The sequence below is a fragment of the Streptomyces luteoverticillatus genome, from assembly GCF_003970715.1.
In the GTDB taxonomy this organism is placed as follows: domain Bacteria; phylum Actinomycetota; class Actinomycetes; order Streptomycetales; family Streptomycetaceae; genus Streptomyces; species Streptomyces abikoensis.
This window is the reverse complement of sequence record NZ_CP034587.1, coordinates 7,329,662-7,348,611: the sequence shown is the minus strand read 5'-3', so window position 1 is coordinate 7,348,611 and position 18,950 is coordinate 7,329,662. Positions and strand designations below refer to the sequence as shown.

General features: G+C 67.9%; 18 protein-coding genes and 1 pseudogene. 12 read left to right on the top strand and 7 right to left on the bottom strand.

Features of this window, described 5'->3' with window-relative positions; all coding sequences use genetic code 11:
• The first annotated feature begins 25 nt into the window (after positions 1-25).
• Positions 26-1,288 (top strand): IS110 family transposase, encoded by a 1,263-nt coding sequence (locus EKH77_RS32695; RefSeq protein ID WP_126918442.1) that lies wholly within the window; start codon positions 26-28, stop codon positions 1,286-1,288.
• Positions 1,289-1,455: 167 nt separating this feature from the next.
• On the opposite strand, the gene EKH77_RS32690 is transcribed toward EKH77_RS32695, so the two are convergent.
• From EKH77_RS32690 to EKH77_RS32680, 3 genes are all read right to left on the bottom strand, one after another.
• Positions 1,456-1,710 carry an RICIN domain-containing protein gene (locus EKH77_RS32690; RefSeq protein WP_126917777.1) on the bottom strand — a complete coding sequence of 85 codons (255 nt, stop codon included), beginning with the start codon at positions 1,708-1,710 and terminating at the stop codon, positions 1,456-1,458.
• Positions 1,711-2,030: 320 nt separating this feature from the next.
• On the bottom strand, positions 2,031-4,706 hold the full coding sequence (rph, locus tag EKH77_RS32685; protein WP_206279977.1) for a rifamycin-inactivating phosphotransferase: 2,676 nt from the start codon (positions 4,704-4,706) through the stop codon (positions 2,031-2,033).
• 394 nt (positions 4,707-5,100) lie between these two features.
• The gene (locus EKH77_RS32680) at positions 5,101-6,018 is read right to left on the bottom strand and encodes an alpha/beta fold hydrolase (protein WP_126917775.1); all 918 of its coding nucleotides are present in this window, start codon (positions 6,016-6,018) and stop codon (positions 5,101-5,103) included.
• A 109-nt stretch (positions 6,019-6,127) separates the two neighbouring features.
• Between EKH77_RS32680 and EKH77_RS32675 the strand changes: the two genes are divergently transcribed.
• Both EKH77_RS32675 and EKH77_RS32670 read left to right on the top strand, forming a co-directional pair.
• The gene (locus EKH77_RS32675) at positions 6,128-6,805 is read left to right on the top strand and encodes a TetR/AcrR family transcriptional regulator (RefSeq protein ID WP_240667673.1); all 678 of its coding nucleotides are present in this window, start codon (positions 6,128-6,130) and stop codon (positions 6,803-6,805) included.
• Between the two features lie 176 nt (positions 6,806-6,981).
• Positions 6,982-7,734, top strand: coding sequence for a response regulator transcription factor (locus EKH77_RS32670; RefSeq protein ID WP_164737937.1), 753 nt, complete (start codon positions 6,982-6,984; stop codon positions 7,732-7,734).
• Positions 7,735-7,955: 221 nt separating this feature from the next.
• Here EKH77_RS32670 and EKH77_RS32665 read toward each other — a convergent pair whose 3' ends face one another.
• Complete coding sequence (locus tag EKH77_RS32665) at positions 7,956-8,447, bottom strand: hypothetical protein (protein WP_126917772.1); 492 nt, start codon at positions 8,445-8,447, stop codon at positions 7,956-7,958.
• A gap of 183 nt (positions 8,448-8,630) precedes the next feature.
• Positions 8,631-9,062 (bottom strand): GNAT family N-acetyltransferase, encoded by a 432-nt coding sequence (locus EKH77_RS32660; RefSeq protein WP_126917771.1) that lies wholly within the window; start codon positions 9,060-9,062, stop codon positions 8,631-8,633.
• A gap of 212 nt (positions 9,063-9,274) precedes the next feature.
• Between EKH77_RS32660 and EKH77_RS32655 the strand changes: the two genes are divergently transcribed.
• From EKH77_RS32655 to EKH77_RS34935, 3 genes are all read left to right on the top strand, one after another.
• Positions 9,275-9,502: a DUF4345 domain-containing protein gene (locus EKH77_RS32655; RefSeq protein WP_126917770.1), complete on the top strand. Its 228-nt coding sequence runs from the start codon at positions 9,275-9,277 to the stop codon at positions 9,500-9,502.
• Positions 9,499-10,440, top strand: a complete 942-nt coding sequence (locus EKH77_RS32650) for a TIGR01777 family oxidoreductase (RefSeq protein ID WP_126917769.1) — start codon at positions 9,499-9,501, stop codon at positions 10,438-10,440. Before EKH77_RS32655 ends, EKH77_RS32650 begins: the two co-directional genes overlap by 4 nt.
• Before the next feature lie 79 nt (positions 10,441-10,519).
• Entirely contained in the window at positions 10,520-10,810 is a 291-nt protein-coding gene (locus EKH77_RS34935; RefSeq protein WP_430981020.1) for a CsbD family protein, read from the top strand.
• 222 nt (positions 10,811-11,032) lie between these two features.
• Here the strand turns inward: EKH77_RS34935 and EKH77_RS32640 are convergent, their stop codons facing one another.
• Positions 11,033-11,968, bottom strand: a complete 936-nt coding sequence (locus EKH77_RS32640; RefSeq protein ID WP_126917768.1) for a LysR family transcriptional regulator — start codon at positions 11,966-11,968, stop codon at positions 11,033-11,035.
• Between the two features lie 122 nt (positions 11,969-12,090).
• On the opposite strand from EKH77_RS32640, the gene EKH77_RS32635 reads away from it, so the two are divergent.
• The 6 genes and pseudogenes from EKH77_RS32635 to EKH77_RS32610 all read left to right on the top strand — a co-directional run.
• A complete protein-coding gene (locus EKH77_RS32635) occupies positions 12,091-13,332 on the top strand; it encodes an MFS transporter (RefSeq protein WP_126917767.1) in 1,242 nt (413 codons plus the stop codon).
• Between the two features lie 93 nt (positions 13,333-13,425).
• Complete coding sequence (locus EKH77_RS32630) at positions 13,426-14,025, top strand: cysteine hydrolase family protein (protein WP_126917766.1); 600 nt, start codon at positions 13,426-13,428, stop codon at positions 14,023-14,025.
• A gap of 340 nt (positions 14,026-14,365) precedes the next feature.
• Positions 14,366-15,163: a GNAT family N-acetyltransferase gene (locus EKH77_RS32625; protein ID WP_164737936.1), complete on the top strand. Its 798-nt coding sequence runs from the start codon at positions 14,366-14,368 to the stop codon at positions 15,161-15,163.
• A complete protein-coding gene (locus EKH77_RS32620; RefSeq protein WP_126917764.1) occupies positions 15,157-16,164 on the top strand; it encodes a threonine ammonia-lyase in 1,008 nt (335 codons plus the stop codon). Before EKH77_RS32625 ends, EKH77_RS32620 begins: the two co-directional genes overlap by 7 nt.
• A gap of 21 nt (positions 16,165-16,185) precedes the next feature.
• On the top strand, positions 16,186-17,052 hold the full coding sequence (locus EKH77_RS32615; RefSeq protein ID WP_126917763.1) for a TauD/TfdA dioxygenase family protein: 867 nt from the start codon (positions 16,186-16,188) through the stop codon (positions 17,050-17,052).
• A 98-nt stretch (positions 17,053-17,150) separates the two neighbouring features.
• Positions 17,151-17,651: pseudogene (locus EKH77_RS32610) on the top strand (alpha/beta hydrolase); the annotation flags it as partial.
• A 76-nt stretch (positions 17,652-17,727) separates the two neighbouring features.
• On the opposite strand, the gene EKH77_RS32605 reads toward EKH77_RS32610, so the two are convergent.
• On the bottom strand, positions 17,728-18,849 hold the full coding sequence (locus EKH77_RS32605; protein ID WP_126917762.1) for a bile acid:sodium symporter family protein: 1,122 nt from the start codon (positions 18,847-18,849) through the stop codon (positions 17,728-17,730).
• Positions 18,850-18,950: the final 101 nt, after the last annotated feature.

Here is an 18,950-nt window from a genome sequence, read left to right as displayed (position 1 = left end):
GCTCGTGACCAGCGCGAACAACCGGATGAAAGGCACGAATGTGAGGGTGTTCTGCGGCATTGGCTGGGCGGAGAAGCATCACGACGTCGCCCTGGTCGACGACACCGGAAAGATGCTCGCCAAGGCCCGCGTCAGCGACGACGTGACCGGCTACCGCAAGCTGCTGGACCTGCTCGCCGAACACGGCGACACCGAGGCCGAGCCGATACCGGTGGCGATCGAGACCTCCCGCGGCTTGCTCGTGTCGGTCCTGCGGGCCGGCAAGCGGCAGGTCTTCGCGATCAACCCACTCGCCGCTTCCCGCTACCGCGACCGCCACGGCGTCAGCCGCAAGAAGTCCGACCCCGGCGATGCCCTGGTCTTGGCGAACATCCTGCGCACGGACCTGCACATGCACCGTCCGCTGCCGACCGACAGCGAACTCGCCCGGGCCGTCGCGGTGCTCGCCCGCGCCCAGCAGGACGCGGTCTGGAACCGCCAGACGGTCGCCAACCAGCTCCGCTCGCTGCTGCGCGAGTACTACCCCGCCGCGCTGGACGCCTTCGTCACCGGCCGCAAGGGCGGCCTCGCCCACCCCGAGGCCCGGGCCATCCTGGCCGTCGCACCCACCCCGGCCAGGGCCGCGAAGATGACGAAGACCCAGATCACGGCCGCGCTCAAGCGCGGCGGCCGCCAGCGCCGCACGGAGGCCGAGACCATACGCCTGCGGGAAGTCTTCCGAGCCGAGTACGCTCACCAGCCTCCGCTGGAGCCTCCGCTGGCGGAGGAGGCCATGGGGCGGCAGATGCTTGCTCTCCTCCGCCAGCTTGACGCCGCCGCGGAAGGCGTCGACGACCTCGCCGAGGCGGTCGAGCCATCTTTTCAGCAGCACCCGGACGCTGACGTGATCACCAGCTTCCCCGGCCTCGGCAGCCTTCTCGGCGCCCGAGTGCTCGCGGAGATCGGCGATGACCGTTCCCGTTTCGCTGACGCACGCGCCCTGAAGGCATACGCCGGATCGGCCCCCATCACCCGGGCCTCGGGCAAGAAACGCTACGTCGGCCGCCGATTCGTCAAGAACGACCGCCTCGTCCATGCTGGCTACCTGTGGGTCTTCGCCGCCATCGACGCCTCGCCCGGCGCAGGAGCCCACTACCGGCGCCGTAGCGAACACGGCGACTGGCACGCGGCCGCCCAGCGCAATCTCTTCAACCGCATGCTCGGCCGGCTCTACCACTGCCTCCAGACCGGGCAGCCCTTCAACGAACAACGCGCCTTCACCCCCTTCCTTGAAGCCGCCCCAGCTTGACTCTTAGCGCCGTGAGATGTCTTGACCGTCCCGTGCACGCCTGGTTTGTCCGTGGCTGAGACCGCCACCGTTTTCTGCAGGCCGTTCGAGTGCCCCGCCTTCCGGATCGGGCGACTCGCGCAGCGGCCGTCGCTGGTCGGCAACCAGTGACGGCCGCTGTGCGGGTTTCACCCGTGCCAGAGTTGGGTCGCCCCTCCGTAGCAGTCCCACTGGTTTACGACGGTGCCGTTGGTGTGGCTCCACACGGCGTCCAGGCACTTGCCGCTGTCGACGTTGACGAAGTAGCCGCCGCTCGCCGCGAGGCCTGGGCCGCCGGGCTTGGCTTGTGCGTCGGCCGGCACGGCCGTTACGAGGCTGCCTCCGATGAGTGAGGCAACGCCGACCGCGAGAGCGACCATGTGCTTGGCGTGATTCCGCGCCATGATGTGGTGCTCCTTCGCTGATGCCACTGGCGTGGTGGGCACGGGCCGAACCTCCCTGTCCGTAGACCGGGCGGATGGCTCGGGAGAGGCTGGTTGCCGCCTCCGTTGCCAAAGTCCTGGAAGTTCCGACGTGGGTCGAGAAGCCTTTTGGACGACCCTGTGCGTTCTCGGACAGGGCGCGACCGATACCGGCGTCACCGTGGCAGTCAGCGGCCATGGCGGTCAGCGGGACGGGGGCGGGGTTCCGTCGCGAGGACGGGGATCCCGTCGCTCAGGTGCCGCCGCCGTGGAAGGTGACGGGCTTCTCGGTGTGTGCTCGATCAAGGCAGGATCTCCACGTACCCGTCGGTTCCGTGCACGCGGATCCGTTGCCCGTCGCGGATCAGCCGGGTGGCCTGCTCCACGCCCACGACGGCCGGCAAGCCGTACTCCCGGGCGATCACCGCGCCATGAGTCATCAGGCCGCCCACCTCCGTCACCAGGCCCGCGATTCCGACGAACAGCGGCGACCAGCTGGGGTCCGTGAAGGTCGTGACCAGGATGTCGCCCGCTTCGAGATCGGCCTCCGCCATGTCAAGGACGACACGGGCCCTGCCCTCGATGGTCCCGGCGGAAACCGGTAGGCCGATCAGGGCGCCGGCCGGCACGTCGTCGCGCCGATACGACCCGGTGACGGCCTCACCATCCGATGTGAGCACCCGGGGCGGTGTGAGCGCGAGGTATGACCGGAACGCCTCCTTGCGCTGCTGGATGAGCCGGTCGTCCACCTGGTGCGAGCGCACGACCTCGTGGAGTTCCTGGAACGTGAGGTAGAAGATGTCCTCCTTCTCAGGAAGCACGCCGGCCTGCACGAGCCGCTCGGCCTCCTCCAGCAGGGCCCGCTTGTAGACGAAGTAGCGGCTGATGATGCCGTACTTCGGGTACTCCCGGTACCCGATGAAGGTTCTGACCCTGTCGATCATCCGCTTGGCCTCGTCGGCTTTCCGGTCCCCGTCCGGCAGGGCCCGCAAGCGTGACAGCACGTCCTGTTCCTTCTTCCGCGCCTTCTGCCGCCCTTGCTCGAAACGCCGCTCGGCGGCGCCCGGCTCGAAGTTCCTGACGTTGTCGAGGATCACGGGCACGAGCGTGGTGGGACGCTCGCGCCAACGGGGCCTCGTGATGTCGATCTCGCCGACGCAGCGCATGCCGTACCGGTCGAGATAGGCCTCTATGGCGTCGCGCGCTTCGGTTCCACCCGGGAGTTTCGCCAGCTCGTCCAGGAAACCCGCGCCCTCTACGCGCTCGTCACCGACGCCCCCGTGGCCGATGCCCTCGTGCCCGACGCCCTGCAGGAACACCACCACCTCCGGCAGCGGGCGGATCACGTCCGCGACGTCGAGCAGTGCCAGTCCCATCTCCGATGTGACGTTGCCGGGCGCCGACAGCGTGAGCGTGTCAGCCGCGTTCTTCTCGCCCAGCCACTCCTGCAGCTTGTCGTTGAGCCACCACGTGGCCTCCATCCCCGCCATGATCACCTGAAGGCTCAGCGGGTCCCTGAGGACTCGCTTGTGCTCCTCGAAGGCTTCCAGCAGGAAGTCGAACAGCGCCGGCCCGGTCTTCGTCCGGATGTCGCGCTCCAGGGCGGCGATGGATACCTGGCTGCGCTCGATCAGCTCGGTGACGATGGCCGGATCGGTCTCGATGGGGGCGGGCGCACCGCCGGCCGCCGGCCCTCCGGGACCGGCGTCCGGGAGCGACGGGACGAAGTCGTCACGGCTGAGAACGGTCTCCAGAGCGTCCCTGACCAGCGGATCGCCTCTCCCTATGACGTCCAGGAGGGCGGCGCGGCTCGCGGGCGAGGCCAGGCGGCGGGTGACGTCGACGAACAGCCTTCCGCCCGCCTCGTGCATCGGCACCATGGCCGTGAGCTGCCACATGGAGAGCCCCAGGGGCTTCATGGGGTCGGTCATCATCTGCTGATGACCGACGGAGACGTAGACGTGGTTCTCCTGGTCGCCGGCATCGGGGATGGGGAACAGTGTCGTGATCGGCCGGCTCTGAACAATCTGGAAGTCGTCATCGACCCGGCACCATTCGATGTCCTGGGGGCGGCCGAAGTGCGCTTCGATCCGCCGCCCGAGTTGCACGAGCCGCACGGCCTGCGCGTCCGTCAGCGCCGGCTGATCCTGCAGCCGCGAGTCGATCGCCACTTCCTGCGTGCCGCCGGTCGGCAGGGCGTGCACGGCACGCTGTTTGGCGGCGATCGTCTTGGTGACGACTTCGTCGTGCCGCACCGTGCCGTGTCGCACCGTGAAGACGTCCGGGTTTACCAGGCCTGAGACCAGGGCCTCACCTAGGCCGAAGCCGGCGTCCACGGTGGCGACCTTCCGGTTGCCCGTGACGGGGTCGGCCGTGAACAGGATGCCGGCCGCATGAGGGAAGACCATCTGCTGCACGACCACGGCCATGTGGACCGTACGGTGGTCGATGCCGTTCCGCTGGCGGTAGACCACGGCCCGCTCGGTGAACAGCGAGGCCCAGCACCGGCTGATGTGCTGGAGGATCGCCGTCGTCCCCACGACATTCAGGTACGTGTCCTGCTGGCCGGCGAAGGAGGCCGTCGGCAGGTCCTCCGCCGTCGCGCTGGACCGGACGGCGTAGGCGGCTTGCTCGCCGAACCGGGCGAGCGCGCGGGTGATCGGCGCCGCGATATCGCCCGGGATGGCGATCCCTTCGATGGTCCGACGAATCTGCGCGCTGAGCGTGCGGATCGCTTCCCGGTCGTCCGGATTCAAGCGCGACAACTGATCGAGCCGGTCGTCGATCGACGGCGCTTCCGCCATGACCCGCCGGAAGGCGTCCGTCGTCACGCAAAAACCACCCGGCACGTGGATGCCTTCGATCCGCGACAGCCCGCCGAGGTGTGCGCCCTTGCCTCCGACGACCGCGATCTGCGTCTCGTCCACCTCTTGAAAATCCAACACGTGCTGCTGGTCCCACCGCTGGTTCGATCTCATCGCGTCCCCCATATGCCCACAACAACCCACACCCGTCGTGCCCCCCACTTCCGCGAGTTTCTGGCATCGGCCGATGATTCTGCGCCATGACCCGGGCCTTGCGGCAAGCCCCCAGTGCGCTATATGTTGAGAGTGGCAAGGAGAGAGCTCTCCTTGCCTTTGTCTTTTTCCACCCAAAGGGACTGACAGGTTTCTCGCTGAGCGGTAGCGCGCCGCGCGCAGGTACGCGTGCGCGTCGTTGCCCCGGGGCGGATGTCCTATCGGCCTACGGTCCAGTCGCGGAACGAGAAACTCTCTCCCGGTAGGCAAGCCGCTTCACCCCTCGAACCGCTGCCGCAGCCCTTCGAGGTACGGGCCATCCTCATGGATCGGTAGATGTGGCCGAGTCGAATTCCTACTCCGCATCCGACAGTTGCGCCGGCAGCGTCGCCGCATTTGCGATCGCGCGCACTTCGGAGGCGTAGGTGGCCCACGTGTCACGGCCGAGGTAGTGCCCGACGTCAGGCACTGTTCGCAGCCGGGCGCCCGGGATGGCTGCGGCGATGTCGCGGGCGGCAGTGGTACGCAGCAGCGGATCTCCTTCGCCGTGGAGGACGAGCGTGGGTGCGATGATGTCGCCGAGTGCGCCGCCGTGCCATTTGGCGCCGATCTGTCGGCTCTGAGCCTCGTCGTCGCGGAAGCTGACGACCCCGTGGGCGGCCTCGCGGCGGACGAACTCGCGGACGTCGCCCTCGTTGGTGCCCTGCCCGGGTGCGGCCAGGAGCCTGGTGACGTCCAAAGCCAGGGCAAGCTCCCCTTCGGGCGTCCGTGGGTGGCGCAGCCGGGTGAAGCGGGCGACTGTACCGAGGCGGACGTACCGCAGCACGCTGAGACCTCGGACGTCGCTCGGTACGGCGGAGGAGCTGGTGAGTGTCCGGACCCGTGTGCGGTGTCGGATGGCGATGCGTTGGGCGATCAGCCCGCCCATGGAGTGCCCGAAGAGGTGGGCACGCTTCCAGCCGAGGGCGTCCAGCACGGCGATCGCGTCGTCGGTGAGGTCTTCGGCGGTGTAGGCGGGCGCCTCGCGTCGGAGCAGCGCGACGAGCGGGTGAGCCCGGCGCCGGCCGGGGAAATGGGTGGATTCGCCCGCGTCGCGCTGGTCGTAGGCGACCACGTGGAACCCGCGTCGTACGAGTTCGTCCGCCAGGCCTTGCGGCCACCAGAAGCGTGAGGCCCCGAGGCCCATGACGAGCAGCAACGGGTCGCCACCGGTTCCGCCGAGCTCTTCGAAGGCGATCCGGACCCTGCCGTTGCGCGCATACCGCGTCGCCATCCTGTGCTCCTTCCGAGGCTTTGTTTGCGTACAGTGTTCGCGAATTTTGCGAACACTGTACGCAAAGGCTTAAGCTGGTGCAACCATGAATGGTTGCACCGGAGGTGACGTGTCAGTTGCGAACGAGACGGTGATCTGGCTGCGGCCCGAACGCGCGGCGGTCGGCCGACCGGCCGAGCGCAGCCGCGCCGAGATCACCTCCGCCGCGATCGCCCTCGCCGACCGTGAGGGCCTCGACGCGGTCTCCATGCGCCGGGTCGCCGCGCAGCTCGGCACGGGCGCGGCCTCGCTCTACCGCTACGTCGCCACTCGCGACGACTTGCTGGACCTGATGACCGACGCCACTGCCTCGGAGTACGAGCTGAATGAGCCTGGCGGGGACTGGCGGGCCGACCTGCTCACCGTCGCCCGCCAGACTCGGCGGATCATGCGCCGCCACCCCTGGCTGCCGGGTCTGATCGCCACCCGCCCGGCGCTGGGCCCGCACGCGGTGGACGTCCTGGACCGCTTCTTGGAATTCCTCGCCGACCACCCGGCACCGGCCGCTCGGAAGCTGGAGGCCTTCGCCCTCCTCAACGCGGTGACCGCGATGATCGTCCAGAACGAAAGCGCGGCCACCACCGTCGACACGGCCCGCAGCACCGCATACCTGCGCCATGTCGCGGCCGCCGGCACCCACCCCCGGATCACCGCCGCGCTCGTCGGCACCCCGGTAGCGGACAGCACCGCGACCACCGACCCCTTCGACGACGCCATGGCCCGCATACTCGACGGCCTCCTCGGCTGAACACAGCCGATCCGCAGGGATAGAGGCCAGTCAGGGCATGGCCAGGAGCTGGAGGGCCTGCCTGGCGACATTGTCGGGGAACAGGCACCATGCGCAGGCCTGCCGGCGGGGATGCCGCCAGGCAGCAGGGCCGCCATGGCCTTGTGCCCCGAGGAGGTACCTCACAGACTTTCCCCATGGGGCAGCTTCACGTGCGGGACTATGAGCAAATACTGGACCTCGCGGTGGCGGTCCTCGGAAACACCGACCCGGAAACGATATGGCCGCTGGTCACCAAGCAATTGCGCGAAGTCTTCGACTGCACAGGGGTGATGTTGTCCGGCCTGGACATCGCTGAGCGCGTCCTTCGGACGGAAGCCTGGGCGCCGGAATCGCATGGCCCTATTGCCTTGGAGCTCACCGAACGCTACCCCAGTCCGGACCAGCATCCGTTGACGCTCCACGTGGCGTCCGGCGGCACAAGCCCCGTCATTTTGAGCCGCATCAGCGAGAAATGGCGCCATTCCCCTTGGTACGACTCAGTCCGGGGGCCCGGGGGCGGGGAACAGCTCGGCCTGCCCACTCCCGGGGACCCGCTGGTGTTGCGCTCCCTCATCCTGGGGCGGGACCGTGAGTTCACCGACCGCGACCTCGCCTTGGCAACCCGCATCCAGCCCCTGATCCTGACCGTCGACAGCCAAGCCCGTGAGCTCCACCGCCTCCGCGCCGCCGCACCACTCTCCGTTTCCATCAGGCACGACCTGACGCCACGCGAGCTGACGGTGCTGAGCCTGCTGGCGGAGGGCCTGACGACTCATGGCATCGCTCACCGTCTGCTCATCTCCCCGCATACAGTCAACCGTCACCTCGAGAAGGTCTACCGGAAACTCGGCACCAACAACCGGGTCTCCACCGTCCTACTGGCCAAGCAGCACGGGCTGGTGCCCTGAGGCGGCTTCCCCTCCTTTCGGTAGACCGCCACCACCACTAACTCGCCAGCCACAGCCGGGGGTGCCAGTTCTTCTGCATAGCAGAGCCATGCCATGGCGTCATAAGCAGCACAAGCCTCACCTGGGACACAGGCGAGCGCGGCGGACCGCATCGGGGCAACCATCGGCCCAGTTCGAGAGTGATCCGGGTCCGGCGGGCCCTGTCGGCGGAGTGTGGTGTATCAGGAGATGGACGGGCCGTTCGGGATGGAGTTGACCGCCTCGACGGGCAGGTTCTGGATCTTGTTCCAGGCGAAGTAGTACTTGTCCATCGCCGCCGGACTGGTGACCCAGCGCTTGATGCCGTTGCTGAACAGATAGACCTCGGGCCGGCCCGAAGCCTTGCCGAGGAACGCGCCGTCGCTCAGCGCGCCGCCGGCCGTGATTTCCCCGACGTCGAGGACCGACACGACGCCGTTCCAGTCACGGAACAGGTTGTTGTAGGTGGCCGGGTTGGGTATCCAGTGGCGCCTGCCGTCGAGGACCAGGTAGATGTTCGGGGCGTTGACGGCCTTGATGCGCAGGCCGTTCAGGTCGGGTCTGTCTCTCTGCGGCTTCGTTGCCGAGCCGTGCGACGCGGTCTCCGGGGTCGTGGCCGCGGACGCGGTCGCCACCCCGGCGGAGGAGACGAGCATCAGGGCCAGGGCTGCGGCGCACCATGAACGTTTCGTCATTCTTCCTCCACGGATTCCGAAGAAGCTCGGGCCTTTGGGGCGCGACAACCGTCGTGGCAGCCGCCCCGACTGTCAAGAGACGTCCGCGGCCACCCCAAGGTCGGTCGGCGATTCCCCGCCAAGACCGCTCTTCGGGCTCGCCCGGCGATCCTCACGCACCTGACGCAGCGGGCCCTGTAAAGGTCAGTCCAGCTTCTTACCGAAGTGGAAGGCGTCGACGACCATGCGCTCGCGGAAGTAGAAGCGGTGGGCGTCGGTGCGGTGGGTGCCGGAGTCCAGCCGGAACTGGTGGCAGCCGGCCTCGCGGGCACGCGTCTGCAAGTGCTCCAGGAGCTGGTGCCCGGCGCCCGTGGAACGGGCCTCGGCGGCGGTGACGAGGTCGTCGACGTAGAGCATGCGCAGCGTGCTGGTGTTGACGGTTATGCGCCAACCGGCGACACCCACGCACATCCCGTTGTCGTCGTAGGCGGCGGTGAAGCGCAGCCCTTGCGCGTGCCCCTCCTCGTACACCTCCCGGAAGACTTCTTCGGTGAGGTGCGGGCGCAGCTGGCGCAGGACGGGCAGGAGGTCGGAGTTGAGGCGCGGGTCGCCGGGAGAGAGCTCGATGATCTTCATAGCCGCACACACTAGTAGTGCTTGGTCAGGTCGGTGTGAGTGTGGGCATGCCGGGGTGACGGGTGGGGCAGGCGCCGGTCCGGAATTCTCGGAGTAACAGCCCAGGGCCCACGGGTTTCCCTCCAGGTTCTCCAGCCCAGTTGACGTTTTCTTCGCCATTGCCGTACGTTCGTTACCCAGTTAGTAGATATTTGTCTACTAAGGGGCGGATCATGCAGCACCGGATTCTCAGGTGGCTCCGGCTCGTCATGGGAGTCGCTTCGATAGCGATCGGCGCCACGCATCTCGTCGCCGGTAGCGCCTCTGTACCGGGTGAGTGCTTCGCCGACGCGACCGTCGACAGCAGGGAACGGTTCTACGGTGCGATCTTCCTGGGGTACGGCGTCGCCTGGTGTACGCGGCTCAACGGTCCTCGACCTCAAGCCCCGGAGGTGAGATGAAGGTTGTGATAGCAGGTGGGACCGGCCAGGTGGGAACGATCCTGCGTCGCGCCCTGACAGCCACCGACCGCGAGGTCGTGGTCCTCACCCGACATCCGGTGCGCGCCGGCGAGGTCGGCTGGGACGGCCGGACTCCGGGCCCCTGGGTGAAGGAGGTCGACGGCTGCGACGTCGTGGTGAACCTCGCCGGGCGTAGCGTCAGCTGTCGTTACACCGAAGCGAACCTGCGGGAGATGATGGACTCCCGCGTGGATTCGGCTCGTGTGGTCGGTGAGGCCATAGGCGCCGCACGCCGACCGCCTCGTGTCTGGCTGCAGATGAGTACCGCCACGATCTATGCCCACCGTTTCGACGCGCCCAATGACGAGCGGACCGGCATCATCGGCGGCGACGAGCCGCACGTGCCGGGCTACTGGGGATTCAGTGTCGACATCGCCCGGTGCTGGGAGCAGGCGCAGCGGGAGGCATCGACGCCTGAGACGCGTAAGGTCGCCCTGCGCTCGGCGATGGTGATGAGTCCGGACCGGGGTGGTGTCTTCGACGTCCTGTTGTGGTTGGCCAGGCTGGGGCTGGGCGGTCCGGTAGTCGGCGGTGCCCAGTACATCTCGTGGATCCACGACCGCGACTTCGTCCGGGCCGTCGAGTTCCTGATCGACCGGGACGACCTCACAGGCGCGGTGAACCTCGCCGCTCCCGAGCCGCTTCCGCAGCGGGAGTTCATGCGCGTCCTGCGTAAGGCATGGGGCAGGCCGGCGGGGTTGCCCGCCACGAAGTGGATGGCGGAGATCGGTGCCTTCGCTCTGCGCTCGGACACCGAACTGCTCCTCAAGAGCCGTCGCGTCGTTCCGGGGCGCCTATTGGAAAGCGGCTTCTCCTTCACGTACGGACACTGGCCGCGGGCAGCTGCCGAGCTGGTGCACCGCGTGCGTCACAGGTGAGGTCTGCTTCCCCTCGGCCGGGTGGCGAACGCTCCAGCGCCGTCACGCGTTCGGCGTTCTGCTTCTCGGCCTGGCCTCCTTGGTCAGCAAGCCCTCGTCCACAGGCTTTGCAGGCGGCGACCTGAGCGGGGCCTGGCTTGGAGGATGGTGGGTAGGCGGTAGGAGGGTAGAGAGATCTCATTCGCAGCGGGAGGGAAGGTCTGGTCATGAGCAAGGCGCAGGGCAAGGCCAAGCAGCTCAAGGGAAGGTGAAGGAGACTTTCGGCAAGGTCGTCGGTGACCAGCGCATGGAGGCCGAGGGCAAGGCCGAAAAGCTCCACGGCAAGGCACAGGAGATCGTGGGGAAGATCAAGAAGTCAGGCGGCAGGTGATAGCCCGGCTCGGCAACTAGGGGGTAGGGGGGCGCTGAGCCACGGAAGAGGCTCGACAGCGCCGTCGGGCCCGCCAACGTCTCGGCACCGACGGGCAACGGGCATCGGATCGGCAGGAACTCTGCGGGATGCCGGGCCGGCCCGTTAACGCGTCGGTGGCCAGGCGCTCCAGTCCAGGAGTGCCTTTCGAGGTGCGTTCGGGAGTCACTTCCGTGGCGGCGGTCAGCGCGGCATCACCCAGCTCGGCACCCAGGTCCCGGTGGCGTCGTGGCCAGCGGCTGTGGTGGCGAGGTGGGAGCGGAGGGTGGTCAGTGCCGGGTGGGGGTTGTCGCGGTGCCAGAGGAGTGAGTGTGGGTAGACGGGCGTGGGGTCGGTCACCGGGATGCGGCGCAGGCCGTGGTCGGCGGGCCAGACGAGGCGGGTCTGCTCGCTCATGAACGTGGCCAGCGCCGGGGTGTCGGCGATGGTGTCGAGGAGGGCGTCGGAGCCGAAGTTGGGGCCGGTCGCCTCGATGGTGAGGCCGAATTCGGCGACGAGGTCGTCGTAGTAGGCGGCCCACTCGGTGCCGGGAACGATGCCGGGCATCCAGATCCGGTGCCCGGCGAGCTGGGCGAGGGTCACCGAACGGGCGGACGCAAGCGCGTGGGCGGGGCCGGTGAGGAGCTGGAGCGGTTCGTCGAGGACCCGGACGGACTCGATGTCCTCGGGAAGGGGCCGGCCGGGCGCGGCGACGGCGCGGAAGGACGCGTCGATCGTGCCGGAGCGGATGGCGGCGACGGCCGTGTCGACGTCGAACAGCATCACGACGTTGAGGTCGACCTCGGGGTGCGCCTGGTGGAAGCCGCGCATCAGGCCCGAGGCCGCGCCGCGCGAGTTGATCACGTCGACGCGCAGTGGGCGGCGGCCGGTGCGCACGGACGCGACCGCGCGCTCGGCGACGCGCAGCAGCTCGCGCGCGTGGGGCAGGAACGCCTGCCCGTCGATGGTGGGCTCGGCGCCGCGCGGTGTGCGGGTGAACAGCCGTACCCCGAGATCGCGCTCCAGCGCGGCGATGCGCTTGGAGACGGCTTGCTGGGTGATCGACAGGTCGACGGCGGCTTTCCGGAACTGGCCCGCTTCCGCGACGGCGACGAAGGTACGTACGGCTTCTAGGTCCACGCTGATTCACCTTAGTGAACAACTGGTGGTTGTGAAGTGTCGCCGGACTGGTTGTTTGACCTGCTGTTGTGGTCCTCGGTTAGCTCTCATTGGTCAACCTCGGATTGTTCGGGTGGGAGAGCATGGTGGGCAGGAGACGGTTGGGCCGGCGGTTCGGCTGGCTGTGGGCGGCGTATGCGGTGAGCGCTTATGGGTCCGGGCTGGGGTTCGGGGCATTGCCGCTGATCGCCGTGCTGGTGTTGCACGCCGGCCCCGCCGAGGTGTCCGCGCTGTCCGCGGTGGGACCTGCGGTGGGCGCGCTGATCGCGGTGCCGCTCGCGCCGTGGGTGGAGTTCCGGCGCAAGCGCTCGGTCATGATCGCGATGGACCTGACCCGGTTCGCGGTCATGGCGACGATCCCGGTCGCCTATGCCTTCGGCCGGCTCGGTTTCGTCCAGCTGCTCGTGATCTCGGTCGTGGTCGCCGCGGCCAAGATCGCGTTCAACGCGGCCGGCGGCGCCTACCTCAAGGCCCTCGTCCGGCCGGATGACCTGCTCGTCGCCAACGCTCGGTTCGAGTCCACGAACTGGAGCTCCATCGCGGTCGGGCCGCCGCTGGGCGGGGCGGCGATCGGCCTGTTCGGGCCGGTCACCACCGTGGTGGCCGACGCGCTCAGCTACCTGCTCTCCGCGCTGGGCATCACCGCGATCGGTGGCGGCCGGGAGGAGGCACCGCGACCGACCGGCACGAGCCAGGTCCGGGCCGGCGCGCTGCTCGACGGCTGGCGGCACATCATGGGTGATCCCGGTCTTCGGGCCCTCTACCTCAACAACATGCTCGTCTCCGGTCTGATCATGGCCACCGAGCCGCTGCTGGCCGTGCTCCTGCTCCGCCAGCTCGAGTTCCCGCCCTGGCAGTACGGCCTCGCCTTCGCCGCCCCCTGTATTGGCGGACTCATCGGCTCACGGCTGGCCCACCGTGTCGTGGCCCGCTATGGCCGGCACTGGGTCTTCCGAACCGTCGGCACCCTGCGCGCCATCTGGCTGATCGGCCTGGCCTTCGTCCGTCCCGGCGTCGTCGGCCTCGTCACCGTGATGGTTGTCGAGCTGGCGATCATCATCAACATGAGCCTGTACACCCCGGTGCTCGCCACCTACCGGCTCGAACGCACGCCCAAGCATCTCGTCGCCCGCACCCTGTCGGCCTGGTCGATCGGCCAGCAGGCGTCCATCGCCACCTGCACCGCGCTCGGCGGGCTGCTTGCCGATGTCACCAGCCCACGTACCGCCCTCACGGTCGCGGGACTGCTCATCCTGGCCACCCCGCTCCTGCTTCCCCGCCGCGACCAGACGACGCCGCAGCACGAACCGGAATTGGCTGCGTAGCCAAACTCATTACTGAAATCCGCAGGCCGCAGTTGCTTCGTCAGTGTGCGTCCGCGTCGACCAGGCACATCCACCAATAAGGAGAACACTCACGTGAGCACTGCCCCCGCGCTTGACCCCGCGCACACCGCTCTTCTCGTCATGGACTTCCAGCCCGCGATACTGGCCGCACTGCCTGAAGGCGGGGACCGCGAGGCCCTGCTCGGTCGCGTGGAAGGGGCCATCGCCGACGTTCGTACGCAGGGCGGCACCATCGTCTACGTACGCGTCGGCTTCACCGAGGCCGACTGGGACGCGATCCCGGTCGTCAACAAGTCCTTCGCCCCACTGGCCCAACACCGCGTCATGCACCACGAGGACCCTGCCACCGCCGTCCACGAGCGTCTGGCTCCCCAGGATGGCGACATCATCGTGCGCAAGACCCGCTACGGCGGCATGTCCACCACCGACCTCGACCAGCAGCTGCGCGAGCGCGGCATCACCACGCTTGTCGTCTGCGGCATCAGTACCAGCGGCGCCGTCCTGTCCACCGTCATCGACGCGGCCGACCGCGACTACCAGCTCTACGTCCTGTCCGACGGTGTCGCCGACCCGGACACCGAAGTCCATAACGTCCTCCTTCGTCGAGTTCTCCTCTCACGGGCCCACATCGTCGACACCGCCGAGCTCCACGCTCTGCTCCGGGCTGCCTGACTCCCGCACGCGCGGGAAACTCGGAGGCCAAGGTGAGCTGCGTGTGGTCGCCGTGGCGGCCACCGCCTGGCTGCGGCAGAAGCAGCGATAGGCCCGGCCCATTCCCGTCCGCTGCGGGGCATCAGCCCAGGACTGACGCAGTTGAACACGATGGCATCCCCGCCGTGACCTCGGTGAACTCGGATATCCGCCCTATGTCAACGAGGGTCGCAATCGAGCCAGTTACCCACCGATTACAGCTCTTCCCTAGAATTTTGCAGGCCCCTGGGAGCGAATCCGCGTGCGTTTGTCCCGCCCGCCCCGTTTTCCGAAGCCTATGGAGAGCCCCGATGGAGAACCAATGAGCGCTGCCCCGCCAGTCCCCGCCTCGGACCAGGCGCGGCTGGTCGAGGTGGCCACAGCCGACTTACCGCGTCTTGTCTCTCTGTTCGACACCGACTATCCCAATCTGGCTTTCGTCCACGCGGTCATCGACGGAGCCATCCCGGGCAGGGCCTGGGCGCACTTCCGGAATGGCGCGCCCGTAACCTGTCTGGTCGCCACCACAGCACCGTTCTGCCTTGCCGCCGGGGCCATGACTCCCGCCTTTTTCGCCGAGGCCAAGGTGCTGCTCGCCGGGCACGGCGACGTACAGCTCGTCCACCCGCCGGGCCCTGAGACCAGCGCCTGGGCGAAGCAGGCCGGCTTCACCGCTGGGCGGCGGCTGCACTTCACCCATGCCCATTCCGACTTCATCGCCCCTTCGCCGGCCGTCCCCGATGGCTACGAGCTGGTGCGGATCGACACGGAGACCTTCTCCGGCCTCGATTCCCCGATGGCGCGGAGTATCTTCGGCACGAGTGCCCAGTACGCCGAGCATGCGGTCGGCTTCGCCCTGGTCAAGGACGGCCGGGTGGCGGCAGACGCACATGGCGTCATCGGCGGCGGGCTGATCGAGCTCGGTATCCACACCCATCCGGACCACCGCCGCAAGGGCCTGGCGTTCGTGGTCCTCGCCGCCGCCAGTCGCTGGGGCGGCGAGCAGGGCCTGCGCTCGGTCATGACGTGTCACGCGGACAAGGCGCCGAGTATCGCGCTGGCCCGGAAGCTCGGTCTGACCGAGGAGTTTTCCTACTCGATAGCGAAAGTCATATGCTGAAATCCCCGTTATCCGAGGCGATTTCCCCCGCATCGGTGCGGCGTGTGCGTGAACTCATCGACCCGCACATTCGTCGTACGCCCTTGCTGCGGGCGAAGGCGCCGAGTCCGGTGGACATTCACCTGAAGTGCGAGAACCTTCAGGTCACCAATTCTTTCAAGGCCCGAGGTGCGCTCAGCGCGCTGCACGCGTACCGGCGGTTCCGTCCGGAGGTGTGGGCCCGCATCGTCCGCGACGGCGTTGTGACAGGCAGCTCGGGCAATTTCGCGCAGGGCCTGGCGCACGTGACGTCGGAACTGGATCTTGCGTACACGGTGGTGGTGCCGGATTCGATTCCGGAAGCGAAGCGGTCGCAGATTCTGGCGTACAACCCCAGGACGCGGATCGTGCAGGTTCCGTACCCGGTCTGGCGCCGCACGATGGTCTCCGCCTCCTTCCCCGACCTGCCGGGTTTCTTCCTCTCCTCGGAGAGTGATCCGTACGTCTCGCTGGGTATCGCGACGATCGGAATGGAGATCCAGGACGATCTGCCGGACGTGGACGCGGTGCTGGTGCCCTACGGCGGCGGGAACCTCGCCTACAGTCTGGCGACCTATTTGAAGGTCCCCGTCTACGCCGTGGAGATCAGCACCGGAGCCCCGCTGTCCGCGTCGCTGCGCGCGGGACGGCCCACGGATGTGGAGTACGAGCGGTCGTTCGTGGACGGCATCGGCGCGAGCTTCGTCATTCCGGATCAGTTCGAGCGGCTCAAGGACAAATTGGCCGGGGTGTTCACGGTGACTCCGCAGGAGATCGCGGAGGCGCTGTCGTCGCTGGCGTTCGCCGACAAGATCGTCTGTGAGGGCGCGGGAGCCGCGGCGTACGCGGCCGCGCTGAAGAACTCCTCCTCGTACGCCTGGCGCAACCCCGTAGCCGTCGTCAGCGGCGGCGTCATCGATCCCGACGTCCTGCTGCACACCCTGACCACCACCGGTCAGCCTCTGACCACGCCCATTTCCTAGCCTTAGAGGAGCGATATCAACATGAGTGGAACTCTGCCCGTCATCGAGCCGGTAAGCCCCGCCATCGGGGCTCGGGTCACGGGTCTCGATTTGTCGCAGGACGTTTCGGACCAGGCGTGGAAGACGGTCCAGGACGCCTTCCACCAGTACAACGTGCTGGTATTTCCGGGACAGGACATTTCGGTCGAGCAGCAGAAGTCGTTCACGGCACGCTTCGGGCCGCTGATGACGCACAGCCACCTGCTGCCGATGACCGTTGAGGGCCATCCCGAGGTGATGGTGCTCCACAACAACGAGCAGAAGCCGCCGGGGCTGAACGACTGGCACACCGACAACAGCGGCTGGTCCGAGCCCCCGCTCGGTACCTCCCTCTACGCCAAGGTCACGCCCAAGGTCGGCGGAGACACCCTCTACGGCAACATGTACCTGGCGTACGAGACGCTGTCCGCGCCCATGCAGGAGCTGCTGCTCCAGCTGACCGCGACGCACGACGTGCGCAAGGCGTTCGGCCCGGACTACGGCAACCTTCAGAAGTCGCTGCGCAAGAAGGGCATCGACCCGGACCAGCAGTTCGCGGGCCAGGACCCTGTGGAGCACCCGCTGATCCGTACGCACCCCGAGACGGGGCGCCGGGCGCTGTACATCTCCAATCCGTATGTGACGCGGATCAACGGCGTGACCGAGTCCGAGAGCCGGGCGCTGCTGGACTTCCTCCGTCGCCACATCGAGACCAACGAGCTGATCTACCGGCACCGTTGGACCCAGGGCGACCTGGTGATCTGGGACAACCGCTGCACCCAGCACCTCGCGGTCGCGGACTACTTCCCGCACGAGCGCCTGATGCACCGCCTCAACATCGCGGGAGAGAAGCCCTTCCTCAAGCTCTGACCACCTCTCCCCACCCGCCACGTCGCGCCCCTGCCTCGACGAGCAGGGGCGCGACAGGGAAAAGAGTGTCGCCCGGAGCGCCTCGACAACAAGGCACTGACGAGCAGGAGATCGCCGAGCTGTTCCGGGCTAGGGCGGCGGGCGAGCCGGAAGGCCCGATCGTCGTCCGCTACAACGCCCACCTGGCCGAGCTCGCCGTGCCCGAGTGGCGGGCGACGCTGGACGCTCTCCAGCGGCTTCCGGAGATCGGCGTCGACGAGCCGGTCGGCTACTGGGGCATCAACATGGGCACCGCGATCGGAATACCGTTCGTGGCAGCCGACCCCAGGATCACAGCCGCGGTCTTCGGCCAGCACTGGCCCGACGTCCTGGCCGAGAAGGCCGAGCAGATCACCATCCCGATCGAGTTCGACCTGCAGTGGGACGACGAGCACATCTCGCGCGAGGACGGCCTCGCACTGTTCGACGCCTTCTCCTCGAAGGAGAAGTCCCTGCACATCAACGCGGGCAAGCACAAGGAACTGCCCCGGTTCGAGGCCAACAGCGGGGCCCGGTTCTTCGCCCGGCACCTCGGCCGAGCGGTGACCGCGTCGGCCTGACGTGAGCGGTAGTGGTGTTCGGGTTGCGAGTTGGCACCACTACCGCGGCCCAGGTCGGCCTGGCTCTGTTCTGTTTCTACTCATGCCGTTCAAACACCCGGCTTGTCGGCAGTCGCCCCGAAGTCATACCTCGGGCACCAGCCGTAGAGCGAGGTTCTTTGCCCGGATGGGGGCGGGGTGGCTTCCCTGCCGCCCCGGCGATGATTTTCTGCAGCAGGCTGTAGGAGAGGATCGGCAGCAGCACCTCGGGGCGGTGGGAGAACCAGGAGGCGGCCAGCACTGCTGCCGCGCTGCTGTTGTTCATGCCGGTGGCGAAGGTGAGGGAGATTCCGTCCGGCTGGTCACAGCGCGTCCAGTAGGACATCCACCGGCCGCAGACGAAGGCCAGGAGGCACACCGCGCCGGACAAGCCGAGCACGAGCGCCAGCAGGTCCCAGTCCGGGTGGGCGAGGGCTTGTCCCAGGGCACCGGCCGCGTTGCTGTAGCAGAGCAGCAGGATGTTCACGATGTTGACGGCTTTGGCCACGGGCAGGACGCGGCGGGCCCGGTCCTCTCCGAGCAGCATCCGCACGGCGACCCCGGCCAGGCAGGGCAGCACCACCGACACCAGCGCGAAGACCCCCGCCCCGGTCCGGGCGATGATGTCGACCTTGGTGGTGTCGTCCAGAGCACCGGCACCGTACGGGCCGACCAGGTGACCGGCCACGTGCATCCCGAGCGGGACGGTGAGCGGGCTGAGCAGGGTGGAACCGATCACCATCGCGACGGCCAAGGGAACGTTGCCGCCCGCGTTCTGCCCCCAGGAAGCGGCGCCGCCGGCGATCGGCATCGCCAGCACCAACATGAGCCCGACCACCAGCCCCTCCACCTCGGCCGGGTCAGGCCAGGTACGCAGGACAAGGGCGATCGGAGGAAGTACGAGCAAGGGCAGCAGAGCGTTGGTGGCGATGCCCAGCACCAGCCGCACGGGACGGCACGCCACCACCCGCAGCTCGGCGACGCGAACCCCCAGACCCGCGTTGAACAGCATCACTGCCAACAACACCATCGGCACGGTCAGAGCGCCCGCACCCACATGGACCGGGAGCGCCAGTTTCCGGAGCGCCTCGCCGGGGGCCGGGAACACGCCGGCCAGCACGTAACAGGCCAGCATCAACCCCAGCAGCCACCGTTGCACAACCTTCACGACAGCCGTCACACATGAAAGTCTATTGGTCACACATTGCTACGATCGCTCGCTCGATGGGCGCATCAAGGCATCTGAGAGAGCGCATATCTCCGCGTGCGCCCTGTGAGTCA